Raw genomic sequence first — 25,843 nt, 5'->3', positions numbered from 1 at the left:
ATGACCGACGACAAAAGCCCGCCCCGCACGTTCAAAGGCCTCCTGCGCTGGGCCATCACGCCTCCGCAGGCCTGGGGCGTCTATCTCCTCGCCATCATCCTGGTCTGGCTCGTCTCCTTCTATGCCGGCACGCTAAAGCCGAAGAAGACGCCGGACACGAGCCCGCCGACGGTCACTGCGCCGAAAAGCTGATCCACCTCTTACTCATAAAACTCCGGCGACATCTTCTGGCTGTCGCGCTGGGCCTTGTCGTGGTTGATCCAGAGCTGCCCCTTCTCCTTGTCGATCGTGTCGGCGATCTTCTGCATCGAGGCGACCGACTGGTCCTTGCTGACATTGTTGACGGGAACGCGCCGGGCCTCCCAATTGCTCTTGAAGTGGACTGCGTCGCCGGAAAGCACGACCGCCCCGGTCTTCGGCAATTTCACCAGCAGCGACTGGTGCCCCGGCGTGTGACCGGGCGTCGAAAGGATGGTGATGCTGCCGTCGCCGAACACGTCCTTGTCGCCCACGAGCAGCTCGACCGGATGCGACGGCTTGAAGCGCGGCTCGTTGTTGGCACCCGGCCAGTCATATTCGGCCTTCTGCACGTAGAGCGTCGCTTGCGGAAACATCTCGACATTGCCGATGTGATCGGGGTGCGTATGCGAGACGCCCATCGCCTTGATGTCGGTGGGCTTGACGCCGATCTGCTCGAGCTGGGCTGCGAGCGTCTTCGGCCGCTTCCAGGTCACGGCCTTCGGATCGGCAGGCGCAAGCCCGTTCGGCATCGCGGCGACGGCGTCGGGGATGCCGGTGTCCCACAGGAACCAGCCCTGGCTGTGCTTGATGAGATAGCAGGTGTCGACGAAATCCATCGACTGGCCTTCGTTCACTCCGGGTGACCAGCGCCCGATGTCGCCAGCAACACCCTCACCGCAATTCATGATGTAGAGTCTCTCGACAGCCGGCTTTTGCGCGAACGCAGCCTGGGCGGACAGCGCGAATGCGGCAACGGCGAGAGCGAGCGCGATCTTGCGTGTCATCCTTGGTCCTCCCTGGCAGCGCCTACTAGCTGCGACCGAGGATCAACCCCGCCCCTGCCGCAGAATTCCGCTTCCACCCGGCCAGTATAGGCCCGAGCCACATATCTTTCGAACGCTCAATACCAATGAAACCGGCGATTGACAGCGTGGCGCGATTTCGCTGTAATCAGCGCCATGGGGATTTGAGCGATCTCCCCACGAGGCGACATGCCCAAGTATCGCGTCCCGTTTGCTTTATGCGAGGACGCATCATGTCAAGTTTCACGACCATATCATCCGACAAGCTGGCGCGCCTGATCGGCACGGCCAACGCCCCTGCTCTGATCGATGTCCGCACCGAGGAGGATTTTGCCGCTGACCGGCGGCTGATCCCCGGCTCGATCAAGCTGAGCCATGAGAATGTTGCTGAGTGGGGTGCCGCCTTCGCCGGCCGCTCCGCGATCGTGTCATGCTTTCGCGGCGAAAAGCTTGCGCAGGGCACCGCGGCCTGGCTCAGGCAACTCGGCGTCCGGGCCGAGACGCTGGAAGGCGGCTTCGAGGGCTGGAAGGCGGCGAAGCTGCCGCTCGTCGATACCCGCAAGCTGCCGCCACGCGATGCGAAAGGCCGCACCGTCTGGGTGACGCGGGCGCGGCCCAAGGTCGACCGCATCGCCTGTCCCTGGCTGATCCGCCGCTTCGTCGATCCCAATGCGGTGTTCTTGTTTGTTGCACCATCCGAGGTGGTCGCGGTCGGCGAGCGCTTCAACGCCGCCCCCTTCGACATCGAGAACGTGTTCTGGAGCCACCGCGGCGAGCTCTGCACCTTCGATGTCATGATCGAGGAGTTCGGCATTGCCACGCCGGCGCTGCTGCGGCTCGCCACGCTGGTGCGCGGTGCCGACACCGCGCGGCCGGATCTCGCGCCGGAGGCGCCCGGCCTGCTCGCGGCATCCCTCGGGCTGTCGCGGATGTATGATGACGATCTCGACCAGCTCGAGGCCGGCATGCTGCTCTACGACGCCTTCTATCGCTGGTGCCGCGATGCGACCGGAGAAACTCACAACTGGCCGACCAACAAGGCGAAGGCGTGATGGATATCCGTAATGCCCAAGCAGGAGCTGATGCCGGTCACGGCATCAGCTTCGGCGAGGCCTTTCGCGTTTGGCTCCGCGTCGCCTGCCTGAGTTTTGGCGGGCCCGCGGGCCAGATCGCGGTGATGCATCGGATCCTGGTCGAAGAGAAGAACTGGATCTCCGAGGGCCGCTTTCTGCATGCGCTGAACTACTGCATGCTGTTGCCGGGACCGGAGGCGCAACAACTCGCGACTTATGTCGGCTGGCTGATGCATCGCACCGCCGGCGGGCTGATGGCGGGCGGACTCTTCATTCTGCCCGGCATCATCGCCATCATGGGCCTGAGCTACGTCTATGCGGCCTACGGCAATGTCAGCTTTGTCGAGGCGCTGTTCTTCGGCCTGAAGGCCGCCGTGCTCGCCGTCGTCGTCGAGGCCGTGGTGCGGGTCGGCAAGCGCGCGCTAAAGAACCGCGTCATGATTGCGCTGGCCGCAATCGCCTTCGTCGCCATCTTCTTCTTCGCGGTGCCCTTCCCCATCATCATCATCGCCGCCGGCGCGATCGGCTATGTCGGCGCCAAACAGGGCCGTCCCGAGTTCGCGCCGGCCGGTCACGGCAACGGCGGCAACGGCGCCTTGATCGACAGCATGCTCGGCGAAGCCGTGCCCGATCACGTCCGCCCCGACAACGGCCGCACGATCCGCGTCGGCGCGTTGTGGCTGGCGCTCTGGCTGGTGCCGGTGATCGCGCTGCTTCTGGCCCTCGGACAGGCCAGCGTGTTCAGCCAGATCGCGCTGTTTTTCTCAAAGATGGCGCTGGTCACCTTCGGCGGCGCCTATGCGGTGCTGGCTTACGTCGCCCAGCAGGCGGTCGAGCATTATCACTGGCTCAAGCCGGACGAGATGCTCGACGGCCTCGGCATGGCCGAGACCACGCCCGGCCCGCTGATCATGGTGCTTCAGTTCGTTGGCTTCATGGCGGCCTATCGCGATCCAAGCGGGCTGTCACCGATGCTCGCCGCAACGCTCGGCGGATTGCTCGCGACCTGGGTCACCTTTACGCCCTGCTTCCTCTGGATCTTCGTCGGCGCCCCCTATATCGAGCGGCTGCGCGGCAATACCGGCCTCGCCGGCGCGCTCGGCGCAATCACCGCGGCCGTCGTCGGCGTGATCCTCAACCTCTCGATCTGGTTCGCGCTGCACACGCTGTTCCGCGAGACCGTGCCGGTGCACGCATTCCCGCTGGATTTCGACAGGCCGGTGCCGACCAGCGTCGACGTGCCGGCGCTGGTGCTGTCGATCGCGGCTGCAACCGCGATCTTCCGCTTCAAGCTCGGGATGCTGACGGTGCTGGCGGGCAGCTGTGCCGCGGGTGTAGCGCTGCGGTTGGCGGGGGTGATCTAGAACCTAGAGCCCGTAGGATGAGTAGAGCGCAGCGAAACCCATCTGCAGACTTCAAGGCGCGCGGTGATGGGTTTCGCCAGTGCTCTACCCATCCTACGAGCTGCCGTTAACGAGCCCAGCACCTGCGCCCGTCGATTGTTGCCCGTCGGGCAAAACACCCGCGGCGGCCTGCCACCGCTTGTCAATCACAATCCACGAAAATATTCCACTTTACCGAAATTCGGATTTGTCGTACAAGCGAAACACCCTGGCCCGAGACAAGGGGCGGATCGCGATCGTCACGAACCGCGGGCCAGGCAGCGATGGACGCGACGGCGTCGGGCGCGAGCGGCATTGCAGGGCGGCCTTGGCCGTGAGCAATGATCGTCGTGCCCACGACACGACGCTGACAGCGTCTTCGCATGGCTCCGGGCGTGAGCACACGCCAGCTCCCGGAGTTCCAGCGAAGACGTGCGCGGACGAACAAGTCGTGTGGTCCTGACGCCCGGAGCCTGTGCGTCAAGTCCTGTGGTGAAGTTGCGGCCCGACCGGGCACGCGCATCAGTCATCTGCAGGGCGACGGGGGCAATAGTGCATCGCTCCCCGGGGAGAGCACGAAGGACACGTTAAAACCATCGCGCAGGGAAGGCCGGGTGATCCGGCGAACCTGCGGTCCACCCCGTGTGCATTTCTATGGCGCACGGACCTTGCGGGTGCCAGCCGGCGCCCGGCCTTCCCTGCGCCCTCGTCTCCACGAGAGCGCTTGCGAGACAAAACTCGGGCGAAAGGCGCCGCGAGAATGCAAAGATGTGTCTGCTGTTTGAAATGTGAATTGGAGGGCGACAGTCTCGCCGCTTGCTCCGTCATTGCGAGCGGCGCGAAGCAATCCAGACTGTCTCCGCGGAAAGATTCTGGATTGCTTCGCTGCGCTCGCAATGACGAGGAGGCGAGAGCCGCCCTACCCGATCACCTTGCCGAACTTGTTCGACTTCGGGAAACCCTTCGGCGGCAGGCGGCCGGCGTCGGCGCGGGTGCCTTGCCATTCGGCGAGCTCCTTCATGGTCGCCGAGAATTCGCGCCCCGCCGAGTCCTTCCACGTAAGGCCCGCCTTGGCCTCGAAGACAGCGATGTCAGAAAGGCCGCCGTCCTTGTATTTTTGCAGCCTCACGCCGCGGCCACGCGCCATCTCCGGCACCTGGTCGAGCGGGAAGATCAGCATCTTGCGGTTCTCGCCGATGACCGCGACGGTATCGCCGATCACCTCGGTGACCGTGCGCGCCTCGTTCGGCATGTCGACGTTGAGGACCTGCTTGCCCTTCTTGGTGGTGCCGACGCAATCGTCCTCGTTGACGACAAAGCCCTGGCCCTCGTGGCTCGCGACCAGGAATTTGCGTCCGCCCTTGTTGACGAACAGCGTGACAGGAGCGGCCTCCGGCTCGAGGTCGATGTATTGGCGGATCGGCTCACCATGACCGCGGCCGCCCGGCAGTTTCGCGACATCGAGCGAGTAGAACTTTCCGTTGGTCGCGAACAGCAGCAGCTTCGAGGTCGTCTCCGCGAAGAAGGCGAAGCCGAGCTTGTCGTCCTGCTTGAAGGCGAGCCCCGAGAGATCCTCGACATGGCCCTTCATGGTGCGGATCCAGCCCTTGTCGGAGACGACGACCGTCACCGGCTCACGCTCGACGAGGGCTTCCTCCATCGCGGCAAGATCGTGCTCGGGCGCATCCGCAAAGGTGGTGCGGCGCTTGCCGAGCGGCGTCTTGGGTCCGAACATGTCGCGGACCTTGCCGACCTGCTCGGCGACCTTCTTCCATTGCTCGGGCTCGGACGCGAGCAGTCCCTCGATGCCCTTCAGCTCCTTGCGCAGATCCTTGTCCTCGGTACGGATCTCCATTTCCTCAAGCTTGCGCAGGCGACGCAGGCGCATATCGAGGATCGCCTCGGCCTGCACCTCCGTAAGCTTGAATGTCTTCATAAGAACCGGCTTCGGCTCGTCCTCCGTGCGGATGATCCTGATCACCTCATCGATGTTCAGGAAGGCGATCAGATAACCGCCGAGGATCTCGAGCCGGTTCTCGATCTGCGTCTTGCGATAATTGCTGCGGCGGATCAGGACGTCGCGCAGATGGTCGAGCCATTCGCGCAGGCACTCCGCGAGGCCGACCACCTTGGGGATACGGCCCTTCATCAACACGTTGAGGTTGAGCGGGATCTTGCTTTCCAGCTCGGTCAGCCGGAACAGCGATTCCATCATCAAGGCCGGATCGACATTCTTCGACTTCGGCTCGATGACAAGACGAACGTCTTCGGCGGATTCGTCGCGGACCTCGCCAACCAGAGGCAGCTTCTTCTGGTCGAGAAGCTCGGCGATCTTCTCGACCATGCGCGACTTCTGCACCAGAAAGGGAATCTCGGTGACGACGACGACCCAGGTGCCGCGCGTACCCTCCTCCTGCTCCCATCGGGCGCGAACACGGAACGAGCCGCGGCCGGTGGTGTAGGCTTCAGCGATGGCCTGCTTGGAATCGACGCAGATGCCGCCGGTCGGGAAATCCGGACCCTTCACCCACTTCAGAAGCGCCTTGGATTTCGCGTCGGGCTTCTCGATCAGATGCAGCGCGGCATCGCAAAGCTCCGCGGCGTTGTGCGGCGGGATCGAGGTCGCCATCCCGACCGCGATGCCCTGCGCGCCGTTGGCGAGCAGGTTCGGGAAGCCGCCCGGCAGAACCACCGGCTCCTTGGACTGGCCATCGTAGTTGGGGCGGAACTCGACGCCGTCCTCGTCGATGCCGTCGAGCAGAAGCCGCGCGACATCGGTCATGCGCGCTTCGGTGTAACGGTAGGCGGCCGGATTATCGCCGTCGATATTGCCGAAATTGCCCTGGCCGTCGACCAGCGGGTAGCGCGAGGAGAAATCCTGCGCGAGGCGCACCATGGCGTCGTAGATCGCCTGGTCGCCGTGCGGATGGAACGAGCCCATCACGTCGCCGACGATCTTGGCGGACTTCTTGAAACCGGACCCCGGGTCCAGCCTGAGCAGGCGCATGCCGTAGAGAATGCGCCGGTGCACCGGCTTCAGGCCGTCGCGCGCGTCGGGCAGCGCGCGATGCATGATGGTAGAGAGCGCGTACGCAAGATAGCGCTCTTCCAGCGCTTCACGCAGCGGCACATCATGAATTTCGGCCGGTTCTTCCGGCGGAACGATTCGTTTTCCCATGCCGCCCGGTTAAACCGTGGAAGCGAATCGGGCAAGGATGGATTGGTTCCGTGCGGGCTTCTACTGCCCTGCCCAGCCGGCGGCTACAGTTGGCTGGACCTTCGCCTGAGCGGTGACAGGCGCATTGGCCAGGCAACGCCGGGCGGCCTCGATCTCGGCCTCCGTTGCGCCCTTGGACCGCGCCCAGGCCTCTGCGGCCGCAGCGGAATATTTGGCGACATAGAACCTGACGACCGTGCAGGAAGCGCGACGAAGCACGCTTGGTTGCTCGCCTGCGAGGGCGTCCGGCGCCAGCGCCATCAGCGCTGCCGATACGATAAGTCCCTTGATCAGCATCAGGTTACCCCCGGGGGTTGGAACCCAGGGGCCAATCCGGGAAACCCGCTTTGGTTCCGCCAAGAGCTGCCTGATTGGGCAATACAGAGCCGCGCTGACGTCATGGCGACGAGTTGCCCCCTTTTCAGGACGCCGGAAGGGCGGTTTTGGCCTGCTGCCGCGTCAGCGCATTGATGAACCCGGCGCGCGCGTCGGAATGGACCTGCCCCCGCGGCTCCAGAACATGGCGCAGCAGGAACAGGCCGGTCAGCCGAAAGCCGTCCTGGAGATCCTGATCGGTAAGCTCGCTCGCGGTTTCGCCACGGCGCAGGAAGGATGGCAGCCGCAGCAGCCGGTCGCGCCACGGCTCGCCCGCGCCGCGGGACACCGCGCCGCCGGATTTGGGCGAGACGTAGATCAGGTCTGTGGTCTCTCCGGTCACCGCGCAATTCTCAAGAGCGAGCCCGAAGCCGAGCTCTGCGAGCATCGCCAGCTCGAAATGAATGAGATGCACGGCCGCGCTGCCGATGTCGTCGAAATCGTCGAGCGAATGTTCGAGTAGCGCGAAGATGTCGTTGTGCGGATCGCGCTCCGGCAGCAGCCGCGCAATCGAGGCCAGATGCGTGACGCCGTAGACGCCATGGGACGATTCCAGCAGCGTCGCCGCGCGCAACTTCAATCCCTCGATCGCGTAGGTGCCGAGATGCTCGTCGAGCCGCGCCCGCCACACCGCGCTGACGCTGTTCCCCGGCTGCAAGAGCGGCCGCATCCGCGAGCCGGCACCGCCGCGCACGAGACCGAGATGCCGGCCGTGCTGGCGCGTCAAGAGCTCGACGATGGCGCTGCTTTCGCCATGCCGCCGCACGCCCAGCACGATGCCTTCGTCGGTCCATTCCATGGGATCGATTGTAGCGCAATTCGAGCGCTTGTAGGGTGGGCAAAGCGGAAGCGTGCCCACCAATTTGATCCACGCGACGCGGACGATCAATGGTGGGCACGGCGCGCCAGGGCGCGCCTTTGCAAACCTACGGCACCGCGCGAGACCTCACGCGTTGAACCAGCCCTGCGCGTCGCCGGTGAACGAGAAATATAGCCCGAACACCGTCAGCACGCAGGAGACGATCTCGATGGCGCTGTCGAGCTCCATGCCCCTCTCGCCGATGATCTGGCCGAGCGAGATCACGGAGAGCACCAGCGCTGCGGCCAGCACCCAGCGCGGCCAGTTCTTGCGCCAGCGCGCCGCCAGCCAGACGAAATAGATCAGCAGAGAAATCATCACGCCGGCGAGCAGCGTCGACGTCATGATCATCTGCTCGGTCATCTCGGTGGTGGGCGTGCGGTCCTGCACCGCCACAGACAGCGCATCCAGCATCAGCGACGCATAGAGCAACGCTTCGAAGCGCTGGACGTTACGGGGCACACTCATCAAATACCGATCTGTTCTTGCTTATTCCTTGGGAAATTCCAGGCCCATCTCGCGATAGCGATCGGGATCGTCGCCCCAGTTCTCGCGCACCTTGACGAACAGGAACAGATGCACCGGCACGCCCAGAATCTCGGCGATTTCCTTGCGCGAGTCCGCGCCGATCGACTTGATGGTAGCGCCGCCAGCGCCGAGCACGATCTTGCGCTGGCTTTCGCGCTCCACGAAGATCGTCTGCTCGATGCGCACCGACTTGTCCTTGCGCTCCTCCCACTTGTCGGTCTCGACCGTGGACTGGTAGGGCAATTCCTGGTGCAGCTTGCGATAGATCTTCTCGCGCGTGATCTCGGCCGCAAGCTGCCGCATCGGCGCGTCCGACATCTGGTCCTCGGGATAGAGGAACGGCCCCGGCGGCACGATCTCGGCCAGCGTCTGCCTGAGGTCATCGACGCCGTCGCCCGAGATTGCCGCGATCATGAAGGTCTTCGCGAACGGCATGCGCTCGTTGGCGGCCTGCGCCAGCGCCAGCAGCTTCTCGCGCTGGACCAGATCGACCTTGTTGATGACCAGGATCTTCTCGTGTTTCACGCTGGCAACCTTGCCGAGGATCGCCTCGGCTTCCTCGTCGATCCCGGCCTTGGCGTCGAGCAGCACGCAGACGAGATCGGCGTCATGCGCCCCGCTCCAGGCGGTCGAGACCATGGCGCGGTCGAGCCGGCGCTTGGGCAGGAAGATGCCAGGCGTGTCGACCAGGATTACTTGCGCGTTGTTCTCGATCACGATGCCGCGGATCAGCGCGCGCGTGGTCTGCACCTTGCGCGAGACGATCGTGACCTTGGCCCCGACCAGCGCATTGACCAGCGTGGACTTGCCGACATTCGGCGCGCCGATCAGCGCAACGAAGCCGCAGCGCGTAGCAATGGGCGCCTCGCCGCTCGCTTCAGCCGTCATTGCCGCCACCAACGCCTTCGCGCTCGATCATGACGGAGGCCGCGACCTTCTCCGCCGCGCGCTTGCTGCCGCCGGTGCCTTCGGCCGGCGCCAAACCCGGCAGGTCGACAGCAACGCGGAACTCCGGATCGTGATGCGGGCCGGTGCGCTCGACCTCGCGATAGACAGGCGTCGGCAGCCCCTTCCCCTGCGCCCATTCCTGCAGCACGGTCTTGGGATCGCGCAGCGGCCGCCGCGGCTTGTGCATGCGCTCGGTCCAGTTGCGCTTGACGAACTCGTCCGCTGCCGCATGGCCGCCGTCGAGGAAGATCGCGCCGATCACCGCCTCGCAGATATCACCGAGAATGGACTTGCGCAGGCGCGCATCGGCGCTGGAGCCGACCGAACCGAGCTTGATGTCATCGAGCAGACCGAGCGACTTGGCGACGTCGGCGCAGCTCTCCTTGCGCACGAGCTCGGCAAGCCGCTTGGACAGCTCGCCCTCATCGGCATTCGGGAAGGCATGATAGAGCATGTCGGACACGACGAGCCCGAGCACGTGGTCGCCGAGGAATTCTAGCCGCTGATAGCTGTCGCCGCGCTTGCGTCCGGACTTCAGCGCCGACACGTGGGTGATCGCCTGCATCAGCAGGTTCGGATCGGCGAAGTTGTGGCCGATGCGCGCCTCGAGCGCCGCATTCGCATCAGCTGCCGCCTTGGCCTTGCTGCTCCGCGTCCGCTTCTTCTTCGCCGGAGCCTTGGTTTCAGCAGTCTTGGTATCAGGCGCCTTGGTATCAGGCGTTTTGGTCGCAAGCGTCTTGGTTGCAGCTTCGCCCTCAGGAGCGGCTTGCGCCTCGATCGATTGGGTCGTGATGTCCTTGGCTTCGTCTTTCATCGGACGATTTTGAAGAAACGATTCCAGCGCACCGCCCACGGCCAGCGCCAGAACATCCAGGCATGCTCGCCTTCGGCGATCGAGAAGAAGATCATCTGGGCACGGCCGATCAGGTTCTCCTGCGGCACATAGCCGACCTGGCCGAGGAAGCGGCTGTCGGTGGAGTTGTCGCGGTTGTCGCCCATCATGAAGAAATGGCCTGACGGCACGGTGTAGACGTTGGTGTTGTCCATGTAGCCGTTGTCGGCGCAATCGAGCGTCTCGTAGGAGACACCGTTCGGCAGTGTCTCCTTCCAGCGCTTCACGCGCGAGATGCCGCTGCCTTCGGAGCCGCAGGGATCCTCGCCGACATACTCGCTCATGCGCTGGCGCTCGACCGGGGTGTCGTTGATGTAGAGCAGACCGTCCTTCATCTGGACATGGTCGCCAGGCAAGCCGATCACGCGCTTGATGTAGTCGGTGGTGTCGTCCTTCGGCAGCCGGAACACGACGATGTCGCCGCGGTTCGGATCCGAGCCCCAGATCCGTCCCGAGAACAGCGGCGGCGAGAACGGAATCGAGTAGTGGCTGTAGCCGTAGGAATATTTCGAGACGAACAGATAGTCGCCGACCAGCAGCGTCGCCTTCATCGAGCCGGACGGGATGTTGAACGGCTGGAACAGGAAGGTGCGGATCACCAGCGCGATCAGGAGAGCATGGATCACGACCCGGATCGTCTCGCCGACGCCGCTTTCAGTTTTCGTTCCCGAAGTCACGCTCATTGCTCTCTCAATTCCGGCCGGCGATCACAGAACGCCCTCCTCCCGCGAACGGCCCACCGATTCGCAGCCCAAGGAGATTGTCCTGATTCTGATAGTGAGGGCCAATTCCGGCGTAAAGCCGAATTCGACCAGCCTGATTTGCGTCCGCGGACTTTTAGACGGTTGTCGCAGGCCACGCAATCAAGGATCGCATTAAAAACAAATAAGGTGTTGATTTTTAACACGAATTATAAAATTAACGCCGACCTTCAGGGCTTAGCCCGCGGCACGGCGGAAATGACCACGAAGGCCTGCGCCAACGGCCAGTCGTCGGTGATCGACAGGTCGATCTGGGCCTCGAATCCCTCCGGCGTCAGGGCCTGGAGGCGGGCCAGCGCGCCCCCGGTCAGCCGCATGGACGGCCGGCCGCCGGGCAGGTTGACCACCCCCATGTCGCGCCACCACACGCCCTGCCTGATGCCGGTGCCGAGTGCCTTGGAGCAGGCCTCCTTGGCGGCAAAGCGCTTGGCGTAGGTCGCCACCACCATCTTCTCGTTCTTGGCCCGCCGCTCCGCCTTGGCCCGCTCGGCCGCAGTGAAGATGCGGTCGAGGAAACGCTCGCCATGGCGCTCCATCACCTTCGCCACGCGGGTGATGTCGATGAGGTCGGAGCCGATCCCGATGATCATGCCCGGCTCCGTCCGACATCCATTGCCGCGCGCATCGTGCGGACCGTCTCCGCAAGACCGACGAACAGCGCCTCGCCGATCATGTAGTAGCCGATGTTGAGCTCCATGATTTCAGGCAGCGCGGCAATCTTCTCGGCCGTCGCGTAGTCCAACCCGTGGCCGGCATGGACCTCGAGGCCTGCGTCCTTCGCGAGCTTCACGCCCGCCACGATCCGCCGCCATTCAGCCTCGGCCTTGTCGCCGTGGCCGTCGACCACGGCGTCGCACCAGGCGCCGGTGTGGATCTCGATCACAGGCGCGCGCAGCCGCGCCGCCATCTCGATTTGCGCAGGGTCCGCAGCAATGAACAGCGAGACGCGGATGCCGGCATCGTTCAGCCGCGCGATATGGGGCGCGAGCGCATTGTGCTGGCCGACCACGTCGAGGCCGCCCTCGGTCGTCACCTCCTGGCGCCGCTCCGGCACCAGGCACACCGCATGCGGCTTGGTGGCGAGCGAGATGCGCATCATGTCGTCGGTCGCCGCCATCTCGAAATTCAGCGGCTTGGAGATCTCCGCCTTCAGCCGCGCCATGTCCTCGTCGCGGATGTGCCTGCGGTCTTCGCGCAGATGCGCGGTGATGCCGTCGGCGCCGGCCTCGATCGCAAGCAGCGCGGCGCGGACCGGATCGGGATGGCGGCCGCCGCGAGCGTTACGGACGGTCGCGACATGGTCGATATTGACGCCGAGGCGGAGCGGACGTGCGGGCATTTCAGGACTCACGAGATCGGAAAGACAGGCGACTCCGCCTATCCATTAACACGTTCGACACGGGCGACGACCGCCTTGGCGCGCAGCTGGGCCAGGATCGCGCTCAAATGCTTGAGATCGTAGACTTCGAGATCGATCGTCGTCTCCGTGAAGTCGGGCGAGCGGCGCTGCATGCTGATATTGTCGATGTTGCCGTCATGCTCGGCGATCACGGTCGCGATCTGCGCCAGTGCGCCGGGCTCGTTGACATTCTCGACCTTGATGCGCGCCGGGAAGCGTTGCGGCGCCGAATCCTCGATGTCCCAGCGGACGTCGAGCCAGCGCTCCGGCTCCTCCTCGAAATCCTTCAGCGCCGGCGACTGGATCGGATAGATCGTGATCCCCTCGCCCGGCGTGACGATGCCGACGATGCGATCGCCGGGCACGGCGCCGCCGTTCGGCGCGAACTTCACCGGCAGGTCGGAATTGTTGCCGCCAATGGGGATCGCAACCGGGCGGCGCGACGGCTCCAGCGCCTTCTCCTTGAGCTTGGCGGCGAGCCCCTTCTTGACGCCGTAGCGCGCGACGCGCTCCTCCTTGTAGTCGGGATACATCGCGCGCGCGACGTGGGAGGCCTTGATCTCGCCGCGGCCGACCGCGGCCATGACGTCCTCGATCGAGGTGCGCGCCAGCCGCGGCAGTGCGCCCTTGAGCTTGTCGTCGGCGTATTCGATCTTGGCGCGCTCGAACAGGCGCTCGACGATGCGCCGGCCGAGGCCGACATATTGATCGCGCACCGCGGTGCGCGTGGCACGCCGGATCGCAGCGCGCGCCTTGCCGGTGACCGCGAGCGTCTCCCAGGCCGAGGGCGGCGCCGACTGGGCTTCCGAGGTCAGCACCTCGACCTCGTCGCCGTTCTGAAGCTCAGACGACAGCGGCGCGAACTGGCCGTTGATCTTGCAGCCGACCGCGCTGTTGCCGACGTCGGTATGCACGGCATAGGCGAAGTCGATCACATTGGCATGGCGCGGCAGCGCGATCAGCTTGCCCTTCGGGGTGAAGCAGAACACCTGGTCGTGGAACAGCTCGAGCTTGGTGTGCTCGAGAAATTCCTCGGGGTTGGCGCTCTCGGAGAGGATGCCGATGGTGTGGCGCAGCCAGGCGAACGCGGTGGACTCGCGCTTGAGGAATTCGGTCGGCGAGCCCACACCTTCCTTGTAGAAGACGTGCGCGGCGATGCCGCGCTCGGCAATCTGGTCCATCGCCTCGGTGCGGATCTGGAGCTCGACGCGCTGGTTGCCGGGGCCGATCACGGTGGTGTGGATCGAGCGGTAGTCGTTCTGCTTCGGCGTCGAGATGTAGTCCTTGAAACGCCCCGGCACGACCGGCCACGTTGTGTGGACGATGCCGAGCGCGCGATAGCAGGCCTCGATGTCGTTGACGACGACGCGGAAGCCGAAGATGTCGGACAATTGCTCGAAGCCGACCGACTTGCGCTCCATCTTGGTCCAGATCGAAAACGGCTTCTTGCGGCGGCCATAGACCCGCGCGCCGAGACCCCTGTGGCGCAGATTGTTGGAGAGCTGGTCCTCGATCTCGCCGATCAGGTTGCGGTTGCGCTCGGCGAGCGCATCGAGCCGCTGCATCACCACCGAATAGGCTTCGGGATCGAGGGTGCGGAAGGAAAGGTCCTCCAGCTCCTCGCGCATTTCCTGCATGCCCATGCGCCCGGCCAGCGGCGCGTAGATGTCGAGCGTCTCCTCGGCAATGCGCCGGCGCGACTCGGTCGGCACGAAGTCGAGCGTGCGCATGTTGTGCAGGCGGTCGGCGAGCTTGACCAGGAGCACGCGGACATCGTCGGCGATCGCCAGCAGCAATTTGCGCAGGTTCTCGGCCTGCTTGGCCTCGCGCGACACCAGCTCGAGCCGCTTCAGCTTGGTCAGGCCCTCAACCAGCGCGCCGATCTCGGGGCCGAACAGCTGATCTATCTCCGCCCGCGTCGCCTCGGTGTCCTCGATCGTGTCGTGCAGCAGCGCGGCGACGATGGTCGCGTCATCGAGCTTCAGGTCGGTGAGAATCGCCGCGACTTCGAGCGGATGCGAGAAATACGGGTCGCCGGAAGCGCGGGTCTGCGAGCCGTGCGCCTTCATGGCGTAGACATAGGCGCGGTTCAGCAGATCTTCGTCGGTGTTCGGATTGTAGGACCGGACGCGTTCGACGAGGTCATATTGACGCATCATGCGCGCGCGCGGCTTCGCTGGCCGTGCCACCGGCGCAGTCGGGGCCACGGCAACCGATTCGGTTGCGGCCTGCATCTGCGTGGGTCTGCGGCGTCGATACACCATGCCGTCCTGCCTTCAAACGGACCATGAAACGGCCCGTTGTATACATCCTAAGCTCCGATCGCGGACACGGCCGATCAATTCAATGACAGGCGCGCGGCGCAATCCGGCAGCGCTATGGTAACCACGAAAACGCCAACAAAAGCAAAGGCCCGAACACGGGTTCGGGCCTTTGATAAGATCACAAGAAGTCGACGATCACGATAGGACGATTACTCGTCCTCCTCGGGCTGCTCTTCGGGCGGCGCGAGGCCTTCGAGGCCCTTCAGGAGCTCCTCTTCGGTCATGCGCTCCACAGCGACTTCGGTATCGTCGGCATCGACGCTGGCGCCGGCGGAACCGATCAGCGGCACCGTATCCGGCTCGGGCTCGTCCACCTCGACGAACTTCTGGAGGGAGTGCACGAGCTCCTCGCGGAGATCCTCCGGCGAGATGGTCTCGTCGGCAATTTCACGCAAAGATACAACAGGGTTCTTGTCGTTATCGCGGTCAACCGTTAGTTGTGAACCGGACGAGATCATGCGGGCACGGTGGGCGGCCAGCAGGACCAGGTCAAACCGGTTGTCGACCTTGTCGATACAATCTTCTACGGTGACGCGAGCCATAGACTGTCGCTCCGTTGTGGGTGGGACGAAATATGTGGATGATTGGGGGTAGTTATAGGGGCCGGGGCGGTTTCGCAAGGCAAATTTGTGATTTGGCCTCGCCAAACGCCTCTGCTACCTCCACATTGGGGCTGGGACGGGTGGTTTCCCGGGCCGCCATTGAGGGCGGCGACGGGTGTATGAAGGTCCGCCATAACTATACCTTGATTGCCCCGACTTCTCCGGATTTGCGGTTTCGACGGGTTTTGGCAGGACTTTGAATTGCGCGGCTTGCTGCCGCCGCGCCAACAATAAACGATTTATCACGAACACTACGCGAGCAAACTGAATGTCACCTTCCCCTACCAACAAGATCGCGCTCTTCATCGACGGGGCCAATCTTTACGCAACTGCGAAAACTCTGGGCTTCGACATCGACTACAAGCGCCTTCTGAAGGAATTTCAGAGCCGCGGGACGCTGTTGCGTGCGTTCTATTACACAGCGATCATCGAGGATCAGGAATATTCCTCGATCCGTCCCCTGATCGACTGGCTCGACTACAACGGCTACACGGTCGTCACCAAGGCGACCAAGGAATTCATCGACGCCTCCGGCCGCCGCAAGGTCAAGGGCAACATGGACATCGAGCTCGCGGTCGATGCCATGGAACTCGCAGAGCACATCGACCAGATGGTGCTGTTCTCGGGTGACGGCGATTTCCGCTCGCTGGTCGAGGCCGTGCAGCGCCGCGGCGTGCGGGTCACGGTGATCTCCACCATCGCCAGCCAGCCGCCGATGATCGCCGACGAGCTGCGTCGCCAGGCCGACGTCTTCACCGACCTCGTCGAGTTGCAGTCCAAGCTTGGCCGCGATCCGTCCGAACGCCCCGCCCCGCGTGATCGCGGCGAGCGCGAGGCGCGCCACCACGCCCCGCAGTTCCTCCAGCGCGCGACCACGATGGCGCCGAGGGGCGATGACGACTTCGAGGAGTGAGGTAGCCCGGTCTAGCCGCCAGGCCCCCACCCTCGTCCCCGACCGTGATTGCCCGCTCTGTCCGCGCCTGGTCGCCTTTCGCGAGGCGAACCGCGCGCGCGAGCCGTCCTGGCACAATGCGCCGGTACCACCGTTCGGCGACATCAAGGCGCGCTTGTTGATTGTCGGCCTTGCGCCGGGCATGCAGGGCGCCAACCGCACGGGCCGACCCTTCACCGGCGATTATGCCGGCGATCTGCTCTACGCCACGCTGCTGGAATACGGTTTTGCCAAGGGCACCTATCAGGCGCGTCCTGACGACGGCATGAAGCTGGTCGACTGTCGGATCGCCAATGCCGTGCATTGCGTGCCGCCGCAGAACAAGCCGCTGCCGGTCGAGATCAACACCTGCCGCCCGTTCCTCGTCACGAATCTCGAGACGATGCCGAAGCTGCGCGCGATCGTGGCGCTCGGGCGGATTGCACACGACAGCGTGCTCAAGCCGCTGAAGCTGAAGGCTTCGCAAGCCCCCTTCGGCCACGGCGCCGTGCACCAGGCAGGCCGGTTCAAGCTCTACGACAGCTATCACTGCTCCCGCTACAACACGAACACGGGCGTGCTGACGACGGACATGTTTCGCAGCGTGTTCGCGAAGGTGAAGGCCGATCTCGACTAGGCGCCGGCCGGATTGGCCTTCAGCCAGTCGAGCACGTCGCCGGCGTTCCGGTCCGGCGGAAACACCGGATAGAAAACATGCGTGATCGTGGCATCGTCGATGATCAGCGCGAGGCGCTTGATCAGCGTCAGGCCTGCGACCTCCATGGTCGGCAAATTGAGGGCGCGCGTGAGCGCTAGCTTCTCGTCCGAGAGCACCGGGAACGGCAGATGCAGCCGCGAGGCCATTTCGGTCTGGTATTCGTTGCCCTGGGTCGACAGGCCGAACACGTGCGAGGCGCCGGCCGCCCGGAGATCGGCGAAAAGATCGCGGAACGCGCAGGTCTGCGGTGTGCAGCCGCGCGCGCCGGGAATCATGTCCCAATCATCGACCAGCGAGATCTTGCCGGGCTCGCCGGTGCGCGGATAGGCGAACACCACGGTGCGCCCGGAGAGCGTCGACAACGTCACTGACGTATCGTCGGTCGCGAGCAGGCTGATCGCAGGCAGCGTCAGGCCTTTCAGATGCGCGGCGGCGCCGTCATCGGTGGGCGCCGGGATCTGGCTCCAATCGACCTCGAGCAGGTTCCTCTGAGTCATTTCCTACCCCCTCGCCCGCATCAGCCGGCCCTTCTCCCGGCTCCAGTCGCGCTTCTTCTCGGTCTCGCGCTTATCGTGCAGCTTCTTGCCCTTCGCAACCGCGAGCTGCAGCTTGGCCCGCCCGCGCTCGTTGAAGTAGAGCTTGAGCGGGATCAGCGTCATGCCCTCGCGGTCGACCGCGCCCATCAGCTTGTTGATCTGCCGGCGGTGCAGCAGCAGCTTTCGCGGCCGCTTGGGCTCGTGGTTGAAGCGGTTGCCCTGGAGGTATTCGGGAATGGTGGCGTTGATCAGCCAGATCTCACCGTTCTTGGAGTCGGCGTAGGACTCCGCGATCGTGCTCTTGCCGTTGCGGATCGACTTCACCTCGGTTCCAGTCAGCGCAATGCCCGCCTCGATCGTATCCTCGATCGCATAGTTGAAGCGGGCCTTGCGATTCTCCGCCATGACCTTGATAGGACGTTCGTTCTTATCGGCCATGACCTTCAAAACCTGGCAGCAAACCTGATCGGGATACGCGCGTAAGCTAACAGTTAGGATGAAGCGCGCGCGTCACTTCTTGAGGAGATCGCGGATCTCGGTCAGCAGCACCACCTCCGCCGACGGCTTCGGCGGCTCGGCGGGTGCCGCCGTTTCCTTGCGCTTCAGCGTGTTTATAGCGCGGATCACGATGAACAACACGAAGGCGACGATGATGAAGTTGATCGTCAGCGTCAGGAAGCTGCCGTAAGCAAGCACTGCGCCTTGCTTTTTCGCATCCGCTAAGTTGGTGGCGGTAACCGCCTTCGACAAGGGTACGTAGTAGTTCGAGAAGTCGAGGCCGCCGGTCGCGGCGCCGATGAGCGGCATGATGATGTCACCGACCAGCGAAGTGACGATTGCGCCGAAGGCCGCGCCGATTATGACGCCGACTGCGAGGTCGACGACATTGCCCTTCATGGCGAACTCGCGAAACTCCGTGAGGATCCGCCTGCCCTTTTCGTCGACTGCGCTCATGACAAGCGTCCCCGGTGGCTAAAGCATCAATTGATCAGGCCGGCGTGCACCATGGCGCTGCGCACGGCAACGCGCGTCGGTTCGGACACCGGCACCATCGGCAGCCGCAGCGTCTCGTCCATCTTGCCGAGCAGCGTCATTGCATACTTGATCGGCGCCGGATTGCTCTCGATGAAAAGGTTGTTGTGCAGCGGCATCAGCTTGTCGTGGATCTTCAGCGCGGTGGCGTGGTCGCCCTTCGCCCAGGCGGCCTGGAACTCCGAGCACAGCCGCGGTGCGACGTTCGACGTCACCGAGATGCAGCCATGGCCGCCATGCGCCATGTAGCCGAGGATGGTCGCGTCCTCGCCGGAGAGCTGATTGAAGTCCTCGCCCATCGCCGCACGCTGCTGCGACACGCGTACCATGCTGGCGGTGGCGTCCTTGACGCCGGCGATGTTCTTCAGCTCCCACAGCCGCTTCATGGTGTCGACCGACATGTCGATCACCGAGCGCGGCGGGATGTTGTAGATGATGATCGGAATCCCGATCGCATCGTTGATCGCCTTGAAGTGCTGGTACATGCCTTCCTGGGTCGGCTTGTTGTAGTAGGGCGTGACCACCAGCACGGCGTTGGCGCCCGCCTTTTCGGCATGCTGGGCCAGCTCGACCGCTTCCTTGGTCGAGTTGGAGCCGGCGCCGGCGATCACGGGCACCCGGCCCTTGGCCTCCTCGATGCACCATTCGACGACCTTCTTGTGCTCGTCGTGAGAGAGCGTCGGGCTCTCGCCGGTGGTGCCGACCGGGACCAGGCCGTTGGTGCCCTCGGAGATCTGCCAGTTGACCAGGGAGCGGAACGCCGCCTCGTCCAGCGAGCCGTTCTTGAACGGCGTGACCAAGGCGGTGAACGACCCCCGGAATTTCGTCTTGGCTGCCATGGACTTCCTCCGTACGCGGCGAGAATTTAGAGCAAGGCCCATTCTTATCGGGTCTGTCCGGCCGGTAAAAGACCTGCTGCCGGCCGACGCACCGTTTAAGCCGCGATTTTGCCGCGGTGGTGGTGCAAACCGGGCGAAGGTAAGCGGCTGTTGGTATTTTGTCCGCATATTCAATCAAATACAGCCAGATCTTGTACAGATAGGTCTTGAGCCAATTGACTGATTCGGGGCGACGAACCTCCGTGACCTCCTTTCCGCGCGCCGCATGGCGATCTGCCGGTCTGGCCATCTGCCTGATGGCCGGCCTGTCGATCGGCTGCGTCGCCCTAGCCAAATCCAATGAGACGGCCGAGGACACTGCGAAGGAACCGGCCAAGCAGGCCGCCAAAGGAACTGACAAGGGAACCGCGAAGCCAGCCGTCAAGCCTTCCGCGAAGGACGCGACGAAGGGATCGGCCAAGGACACAAGCAAAGAAACCGCCAAAGGCGCCAGCAAGGGAGCAGCTTCCGCGCCGGCCAAAGATCCTGCGAAGAAATATCCTGCGAAGAAGGATGCTGCGAAGAAGCCCGCCAGCAAGGATGCCGCCAAGGACAAGCCGAAGCCCGCGGCCGCCACCCCCGCGCCAAAGGCACGACCGGCCGCCAATGCTCCGGCCTCGCAGACCGCGCCGGCGGTGACGGCCACCGTCAGACCTTCCGCCCCGGTCCCCGCCAAGCCTGTCGCGACGCCGGTGCTGGCGCCTGCGACCCGCCAGCACGCCGCGCCGCGCAAGCCGGTCACGCCGGCCGCGGTTGCTGCGACCTCGTCGACGTCGCAAGCCGACAAGGACACGCTCGAGAACGTCATCGAGCTGGTGCGCAAGCGCAAGCCGGGCGACGCCAGCAGTTACGCAGATTCGATTTCGGACCCCGTTGCGCGAAAGCTCGCGGAATGGATCATCCTGCGCAGCGAGGACAATGGCGCGAGCGTCGAGCGCTATCGCGCCTTCCTCTCCGCCAATCCGAGCTGGCCGTCGCAGACCTTCCTGCGCCGGCGCCTTGAAGCTGCGATGTGGGACGACAGGCGCGACGATTCCGTCGGCTGGTCGTGGTTCGAGAACGAATCCCCCGTTTCGGCCAAGGGCCGCTTCGTGCTCGCCAAGGCGATGCTGGCGCGCGGCGATCGCGCCAATGCCGAGCGGCTCGTGCGCGAGGCCTGGCGCAGCGATCCGATGTCGGAGGACACCGAGAACAACGCGCTCGACCAGTTCGGCGCCCTGCTCACGCCGGGCGACCAGAAGGCACGGATGGACACGCTGCTGTATGGCAGCGAGCACGAGGCGGCACTGCGCGCGGCAAAACGGCTCGGCGCCGGCTATGTCGCGCTCGCCAAGGCCCGCATCGCCTCCTTCAAGAAGGCGCCGAACACGCGCGCTCTGCTCGAAGAGGTGCCGCGGGAATTGCACAATGATCCCGGCTTCATCTTCAGCAAGATCCAGCTGCTGCGCCGTGAGGAGAAGTTTGCCGAAGCCGCCCAGCTCATGCTGTCGGCGCCGAAGGATCCAAACCGGCTCTACAATCTCGACGAATGGTGGATCGAGCGGCGCCTGCTGGCCCGCAAGATGATCGACACCGAGGAATTCCGCAGCGCCTATCTGATCGCGCGCGACGCGGCGCTGCCCTCACGCGACATCTACAAGACCGAGCAGGAGTTCACGGCGGGCTGGATCGCGCTGCGCTTCCTCAACGATCCCGCCGCAGCCGCCCAGCACTTTGCCCGCATCGGTGTCGGCAGCGTCAATCCGACCACGCTCGCGCGTGCCGGTTACTGGCAGGGCCGCGCGGCCGAGGCCGCCGGTCGCCAGCAGGAGGCGCGCAACGCCTATGCCCGCGCTGCCGAGCAATCGACCAGTTATTATGGCCAGCTCGCGCGCGCAAAGCTCGGCCTGCCGCAGATCGAGCTGAACAGCCAGCCGCGCGGCCGCGGCGCCGAGCGGCTGGAGATCGTGCGCGCCGCGCAACTGCTCTACGAGCTCGACGAGCGCGAGATGGCAATACCGCTGCTCGCCGATATGGGCGAGAACGGCGATCCCGAAGCGCTTGCCGGCCTCGGCGAGCTGACCCAGCGCTACGGCGACGCACGCGGCATGCTGCTGCTCGGCAAGGCAGCGCTCAATCGTGGCCTGCCGTTCGATTTCTACGCCTATCCCGTCAACGGCATCCCGCAGTTCACGCAGATCGGTCCCGAGGTCGAGCGCAGCATCGTCTACGCGATCGCGCGACAGGAAAGCGCGTTCAATCCGGCCGTCGTCTCGCCGGCGCAGGCCTATGGCCTGATGCAGGTGACGCCGGATGCCGCGCGTTACGTCTGCAAACGGCACGGCGCCACCTACGACCTCTCGCGGCTGAAGAACGATTCGTCCTACAACGCCACGCTCGGCGCAGCCGAGCTCGGCGGCCTGCTCGAGGATTATCGCGGCTCCTACATCATGACCTTCGCCGCCTACAACGCCGGCCGCGGCAGCGTGAAGAAGTGGATCGACCGTTACGGCGATCCGCGCGACGCCAAGATCGATGCCGTCGACTGGGTCGAGCTGATCCCATTCTCCGAGACCCGCAACTACGTGCAGCGGATCATGGAGAATCTCCAAGTCTACCGCGCCCGCTTCGGCGGCGGCACGCGGCTCCAGATCGAGGCCGATTTGCGCCGCGGCGCCGGCAGCGTGGAATAGCGACCTTCTCTCTCGCCCGTAAGAGGCTGCCCCGCGATAGGGTCTTGGCGGGCACGTCCCGAACGACCGAGGGGCGCGAGGAAGCCATCGCACCCTGAGGCTCAATCGGGGCGAGAAGTTCGGCGCGCGGCCCGACCGCCGATGCTTCGTCCGAAGGCTCTAGTAATTTGTCCGAAGGCTCTAGTAATTTGGATCAGGCTATCGAGGAATCTGATGCGCTTATATCGGCTGCCGGGAGCCATTCTAAAGCGGAAGCACGATCCCTTTCGGAAAACCGCTTCACACTCTTCCCGATCATGCACTTGTGAGGTTAACCGCCCCAGTGTTGGCTTTGGTAGGGATCGCCGTGTCCGACCGGTGCTGAGTATGGGGCCGCGTGGGGAACATAGGCAAAGCCCCTAGCCGCACGCGGCGTCAATCGGGGGGCGAAAGTCTGTGTGGCAGACGCGGCATGCCGCTTATGATTTGTCGTTCCAGCACTGGCCGAGACGGTCAGGGCGACAAGGATACCCAAGGCCAAGATCGCACGCATCGCAATTGCTCCTGTTGAGTTGCTACGCGTACCTAGGCTTCGGCCCTTGCCGCACCAGTCCGCCACCTCTTCACGATTGCTCACGTCCCCGGCATCAAAGTACGGCGTCGAGTTCAACGCGAGCCTGCGTTCGACGACTTTCTGATTGCTGCTATCGCTCTTGGCGCAAATGAAAGCAGGACCCGGGCCGGACTTTTGCCCTTCGATGACCCATCTGCCGATTTGCGCCTCGCATAACCAATGGCCGTACCGCCACAAAGCAAAACCCCCGGCAGTTTCCTGCCGGGGGCTCACTATCGATTGATAGATCGATATTAGAACGTGCGGTTGGCGCGGAGGAGCAGGGTCAGAGAGTTCTGATCCTTCAGCTCATACGTCGCAGTCGGCTTCGCGAAGGCGTTGATGGCCGGGATCGCGATTGTACCAGAGTACTTCTGATCCAGGCGCGACCAGCTCAGGTCAGCCGTGAACGCCAGGTTCTTGACCGGGGTCCAGACGGTGTTGACGCCGATGACGCCGAAGTTGAAGTCCGGGTTACAGGTCGCAGTAGCGGCACCGTAAGCGGCAACAAAGTTGGCGCAAATCAGGGCCTTGGCGTTGCTGGTGTAGCTCAGCGAAGCATAGCCACCATAGATCGCGCTCACCCAGTAGGGGTTCCAGTTGTGGGTGAAACCACCACGGACGCCCCAGGTCTTGACGGTCTCGATGCTACCGCCAGCGCCGAAGACGCCGTCAGCAATGCCAGCGAAACCGACGCTCTGGTAGGCGATGCCCGAACCGCTGTACATCGAGAAGCTCTGCGGGAACAGGACCTGGAAGTTCTGCCGGCTGTCGCCATCGGTGTAGACGGCCTGCAAGTTGATCGTGTCACCCGCACCAGTCGGGATGTTCTTGATCGACAACGAACCCTGGACAGCCCAACCCCACTTGTCGGAGGGATGACCGGAGGGTTCCGTTTGTGCGTAGTAGCCGGGATGCAGGTCATGCGCGGCAACCGAGAACTGGGCAAGACCCCAAGCCTGGTCAACACGAACAGCACCAACGATATCGGGAGAGCGCGTTCCACCCCAACCGTTGAGGCCGTACTGGCCCAGGACGAGAGCGTTACCAGCGTTTGTAGCAGCGGAGGAAAACAGCGGGACACCCGCACCACTAACAGAACCGCTGGCCGTGAAGGCGGTAACGTTCCACAGGTTGCCCTGACCGTTGGACTGCGTATCGGGGCTTTCCAATGCCAGCGAACCGGTGATGCCCTGACCGAAGTCAGCGGTATAGGCGAACTGGTTGATACCGGTGACGTGGTTGGAGCCGCCCGGAATGGTATCGGGACCACCAGCCGGGTAGGAATTCCACGGTGCGTCGAAGATCGAGACCGTGCGACCCATGGTGAAGCCAGCGAACTGGATGAACGCATGGTAGAGGCCGAGCGTGGCACCACCAGCCGCGAACGTCGCCGGGGCGCTGCCGGTGATGTTACCCGTATCGTAGCTGAAGATCATGTCAGCGTAGGTGCGGACAACACCGTATTCGGTCGCCGTGCGGGTATCGACGTTGAGGTCCATACGAGCGCGGGTGTAATAGTAGTTCGTCAGACGGTTGTTCGAACCACCGTTCGCCGCAGCCGGCTGGCTATTGTTGAAACCGTAGTCGTTGGCGCCGCCGAGGACTGCGTCAGCGCGCACGTAACCACCCAGCTTGATGCAGGTGTCAGTGCCGGGCATGTAGTAGAAACCCGCACCGTACAGGGAGCAGATCTTCACGTATTCGACCGCTTTGGCCTTCACGGGGAGATCGGCTGCCTGCGCTCCGCCCACGGCGATAAGACCCGCCGCTGAGCCGAGCAAAAGGCTCTTAACCAACTTCATGTTAAACCTCCAAGTTGCTCTTCAGGGAAGGTCACTGACCCGAATGGCCAATTCCCAAACCCCCTTTAAATCACCGCCTTGGCCACCTTCGCGTCTTCGGACACACCCGCATGAACGCGAGGGACTTAAGCGAAAGACCTAAACGGGACGACCTTGGGATGCCCCCCTCCGTCGCCCGATCACAATTACCGAACGACCTTGCACACACAACAACAGAACGCTCCGAAACGGGCCTATGGCGTGTGTTTTCCGACGGGTGTTGCACAAATAACACGCAGATGTGATCACGCGACGTCTGCAACATATTGTTTTTACTGTATTTTTTTGATCGGTTTCATCTGCCGCCGAAATTCCCGACCCGATGGTGCGCGGGTCGACTTACACACAGAGGCGGCTTTGACACGCTCGAATCGTGGAATCGGCCCACAGACTCAGAGGATGTGTAACGCGCCGTAACTCTCGGTGATCTCTGGCCGGTCGCGTGCAAACGGCCGGCACGGCGCAGACATTTATGTAGCTGAAGTCACTCGGCCGACTGGGGGAATCAGCACCGGCCTCCCTGCTGGCGGAGATTAAGGGGTTCGCCCGTCGATGACTTCATAAGCCTCGAACGGCGCAGCAAGCCGGCATCTGCCTGGCAAAGCCGACCGCCGCGTGAAATTCCTAGTAAATTCAATCGCTTGATAGAGCGGACATGGCCTAACCCACAGAAACTGTCTCTGTCGCCCCTGCCAAACGCTTCAGTTCTGCGTCCGCTGTTCCGACGTGATGTTTCTCGACTGGAAGGCAAACCGCCCTGATTGGCGCGCAGTCCTGCGGAAATCGTTGGGAATATTCGAGCGAAAACACACGCTTCCAAATTGACCGGCCCAAGCAATTAGATGCATAAGGCTCGCACCGGAGAGGTGGCCGAGTGGCTGAAGGCAACGCTTTGCTAAAGCGTCATACGGTCTCAAGCTGTATCGAGGGTTCGAATCCCTCCCTCTCCGCCATCCAGCGGCAGAATCCCGGCCTATTCATCTGAAAAGCGACGTCGCACGGCCGCGAAAGCCCGGCGCCAGGATTCGCGCGGCTGAGCTCAGCCCGATTCGCGCGCTCCTTATAATATGTATGTCCGCATCTCGCCGGCCGGACCGCCCGATCCGCGACTCACTACTGAGCCATTCTTCTGGGATCGCTCATGCCGCGCGGGCCAAGCCCGCATTTCTCACACGTCGTGGCACGACGCGGGAACTTGATTCAGCGCAACCGGATCGCCCCGTGAGGCCACGGGGCC

General features: G+C 63.7%; 23 protein-coding genes and 1 tRNA gene. 7 read left to right on the top strand and 17 right to left on the bottom strand.

What is annotated here, in order from left to right:
* The gene (locus tag ABID58_RS11245; RefSeq protein WP_354032677.1) at positions 1-192 is read left to right on the top strand and encodes a hypothetical protein; all 192 of its coding nucleotides are present in this window, start codon (positions 1-3) and stop codon (positions 190-192) included.
* 8 nt (positions 193-200) lie between these two features.
* Here the strand turns inward: ABID58_RS11245 and ABID58_RS11240 are convergent, their stop codons facing one another.
* Positions 201-1,025, bottom strand: coding sequence for an N-acyl homoserine lactonase family protein (locus ABID58_RS11240; RefSeq protein WP_354032676.1), 825 nt, complete (start codon positions 1,023-1,025; stop codon positions 201-203).
* Positions 1,026-1,276: 251 nt separating this feature from the next.
* Here ABID58_RS11240 and ABID58_RS11235 point away from each other — a divergent pair, with 251 nt between their 5' ends.
* Together ABID58_RS11235 and chrA are read left to right on the top strand one after the other, a co-directional pair.
* Positions 1,277-2,095: a chromate resistance protein ChrB domain-containing protein gene (locus ABID58_RS11235; protein ID WP_354032675.1), complete on the top strand. Its 819-nt coding sequence runs from the start codon at positions 1,277-1,279 to the stop codon at positions 2,093-2,095.
* Positions 2,095-3,480, top strand: coding sequence for a chromate efflux transporter (gene chrA / locus ABID58_RS11230; protein ID WP_354032674.1), 1,386 nt, complete (start codon positions 2,095-2,097; stop codon positions 3,478-3,480). Before ABID58_RS11235 ends, chrA begins: the two co-directional genes overlap by 1 nt.
* Positions 3,481-4,417: 937 nt before the next feature.
* Here the strand turns inward: chrA and parC are convergent.
* The 11 genes from parC to rpoZ all read right to left on the bottom strand — a co-directional run bounded on the left by parC (position 4,418) and on the right by rpoZ (position 15,343).
* A complete protein-coding gene (gene parC, locus ABID58_RS11225) occupies positions 4,418-6,676 on the bottom strand; it encodes a DNA topoisomerase IV subunit A (RefSeq protein WP_354032673.1) in 2,259 nt (752 codons plus the stop codon).
* 60 nt (positions 6,677-6,736) lie between these two features.
* Positions 6,737-7,012, bottom strand: a complete 276-nt coding sequence (locus ABID58_RS11220; RefSeq protein ID WP_354032672.1) for a hypothetical protein — start codon at positions 7,010-7,012, stop codon at positions 6,737-6,739.
* A gap of 124 nt (positions 7,013-7,136) precedes the next feature.
* Positions 7,137-7,889, bottom strand: coding sequence for a DNA repair protein RecO (gene recO, locus ABID58_RS11215; RefSeq protein ID WP_148753501.1), 753 nt, complete (start codon positions 7,887-7,889; stop codon positions 7,137-7,139).
* Between the two features lie 147 nt (positions 7,890-8,036).
* On the bottom strand, positions 8,037-8,417 hold the full coding sequence (locus tag ABID58_RS11210; protein WP_148753500.1) for a hypothetical protein: 381 nt from the start codon (positions 8,415-8,417) through the stop codon (positions 8,037-8,039).
* A 21-nt stretch (positions 8,418-8,438) separates the two neighbouring features.
* Positions 8,439-9,365, bottom strand: a complete 927-nt coding sequence (era, locus tag ABID58_RS11205) for a GTPase Era (protein WP_354032671.1) — start codon at positions 9,363-9,365, stop codon at positions 8,439-8,441.
* The gene (gene rnc / locus ABID58_RS11200; protein ID WP_148753498.1) at positions 9,355-10,239 is read right to left on the bottom strand and encodes a ribonuclease III; all 885 of its coding nucleotides are present in this window, start codon (positions 10,237-10,239) and stop codon (positions 9,355-9,357) included. The genes era and rnc overlap by 11 nt, the downstream gene beginning before the upstream one ends.
* The gene (gene lepB, locus ABID58_RS11195) at positions 10,236-11,000 is read right to left on the bottom strand and encodes a signal peptidase I (protein WP_354032670.1); all 765 of its coding nucleotides are present in this window, start codon (positions 10,998-11,000) and stop codon (positions 10,236-10,238) included. Before lepB ends, rnc begins: the two co-directional genes overlap by 4 nt.
* A gap of 248 nt (positions 11,001-11,248) precedes the next feature.
* Complete coding sequence (acpS, locus tag ABID58_RS11190) at positions 11,249-11,668, bottom strand: holo-ACP synthase (protein ID WP_354032669.1); 420 nt, start codon at positions 11,666-11,668, stop codon at positions 11,249-11,251.
* Complete coding sequence (locus ABID58_RS11185) at positions 11,665-12,417, bottom strand: pyridoxine 5'-phosphate synthase (RefSeq protein ID WP_354032667.1); 753 nt, start codon at positions 12,415-12,417, stop codon at positions 11,665-11,667. Before ABID58_RS11185 ends, acpS begins: the two co-directional genes overlap by 4 nt.
* Positions 12,418-12,455: 38 nt before the next feature.
* On the bottom strand, positions 12,456-14,741 hold the full coding sequence (locus ABID58_RS11180; RefSeq protein WP_354032666.1) for a RelA/SpoT family protein: 2,286 nt from the start codon (positions 14,739-14,741) through the stop codon (positions 12,456-12,458).
* Positions 14,742-14,950: 209 nt separating this feature from the next.
* Entirely contained in the window at positions 14,951-15,343 is a 393-nt protein-coding gene (gene rpoZ / locus ABID58_RS11175) for a DNA-directed RNA polymerase subunit omega (protein ID WP_014494742.1), read from the bottom strand.
* A gap of 328 nt (positions 15,344-15,671) precedes the next feature.
* Between rpoZ and ABID58_RS11170 the strand changes: the two genes are divergently transcribed.
* Both ABID58_RS11170 and ABID58_RS11165 read left to right on the top strand, forming a co-directional pair.
* A complete protein-coding gene (locus ABID58_RS11170) occupies positions 15,672-16,316 on the top strand; it encodes a LabA-like NYN domain-containing protein (protein WP_148773836.1) in 645 nt (214 codons plus the stop codon).
* The gene (locus ABID58_RS11165; protein ID WP_148754928.1) at positions 16,297-16,971 is read left to right on the top strand and encodes a uracil-DNA glycosylase; all 675 of its coding nucleotides are present in this window, start codon (positions 16,297-16,299) and stop codon (positions 16,969-16,971) included. Before ABID58_RS11170 ends, ABID58_RS11165 begins: the two co-directional genes overlap by 20 nt.
* On the opposite strand, the gene ABID58_RS11160 is transcribed toward ABID58_RS11165, so the two are convergent.
* The 4 genes from ABID58_RS11160 to dapA all read right to left on the bottom strand — a co-directional run bounded on the left by ABID58_RS11160 (position 16,968) and on the right by dapA (position 19,459).
* Positions 16,968-17,549, bottom strand: a complete 582-nt coding sequence (locus ABID58_RS11160) for a peroxiredoxin (protein ID WP_354032665.1) — start codon at positions 17,547-17,549, stop codon at positions 16,968-16,970. The genes ABID58_RS11165 and ABID58_RS11160 overlap by 4 nt on opposite strands.
* A 3-nt stretch (positions 17,550-17,552) precedes the next feature.
* Entirely contained in the window at positions 17,553-18,026 is a 474-nt protein-coding gene (gene smpB / locus ABID58_RS11155) for an SsrA-binding protein SmpB (protein ID WP_061847806.1), read from the bottom strand.
* Positions 18,027-18,098: 72 nt separating this feature from the next.
* The gene (gene mscL / locus ABID58_RS11150; protein ID WP_354032664.1) at positions 18,099-18,542 is read right to left on the bottom strand and encodes a large conductance mechanosensitive channel protein MscL; all 444 of its coding nucleotides are present in this window, start codon (positions 18,540-18,542) and stop codon (positions 18,099-18,101) included.
* Between the two features lie 26 nt (positions 18,543-18,568).
* Positions 18,569-19,459, bottom strand: a complete 891-nt coding sequence (gene dapA, locus ABID58_RS11145) for a 4-hydroxy-tetrahydrodipicolinate synthase (RefSeq protein ID WP_187435282.1) — start codon at positions 19,457-19,459, stop codon at positions 18,569-18,571.
* Between the two features lie 296 nt (positions 19,460-19,755).
* Between dapA and ABID58_RS11140 the strand changes: the two genes are divergently transcribed.
* Positions 19,756-22,170: a lytic transglycosylase domain-containing protein gene (locus ABID58_RS11140; RefSeq protein WP_354032804.1), complete on the top strand. Its 2,415-nt coding sequence runs from the start codon at positions 19,756-19,758 to the stop codon at positions 22,168-22,170.
* A gap of 846 nt (positions 22,171-23,016) precedes the next feature.
* Here ABID58_RS11140 and ABID58_RS11135 read toward each other — a convergent pair.
* Positions 23,017-24,567, bottom strand: a complete 1,551-nt coding sequence (locus tag ABID58_RS11135) for a porin (protein ID WP_354032663.1) — start codon at positions 24,565-24,567, stop codon at positions 23,017-23,019.
* Between the two features lie 899 nt (positions 24,568-25,466).
* Between ABID58_RS11135 and ABID58_RS11130 the strand changes: the two genes are divergently transcribed.
* Positions 25,467-25,559: transfer RNA gene (locus ABID58_RS11130), tRNA-Ser, on the top strand.
* The last annotated feature ends 284 nt before the right edge of the window (positions 25,560-25,843 follow it).

The organism is Bradyrhizobium sp. S3.2.6, assembly GCF_040546885.1.
Classification (GTDB): domain Bacteria; phylum Pseudomonadota; class Alphaproteobacteria; order Rhizobiales; family Xanthobacteraceae; genus Bradyrhizobium; species Bradyrhizobium cytisi.
This window is presented reverse-complemented; position numbering and strand designations above follow the sequence as displayed.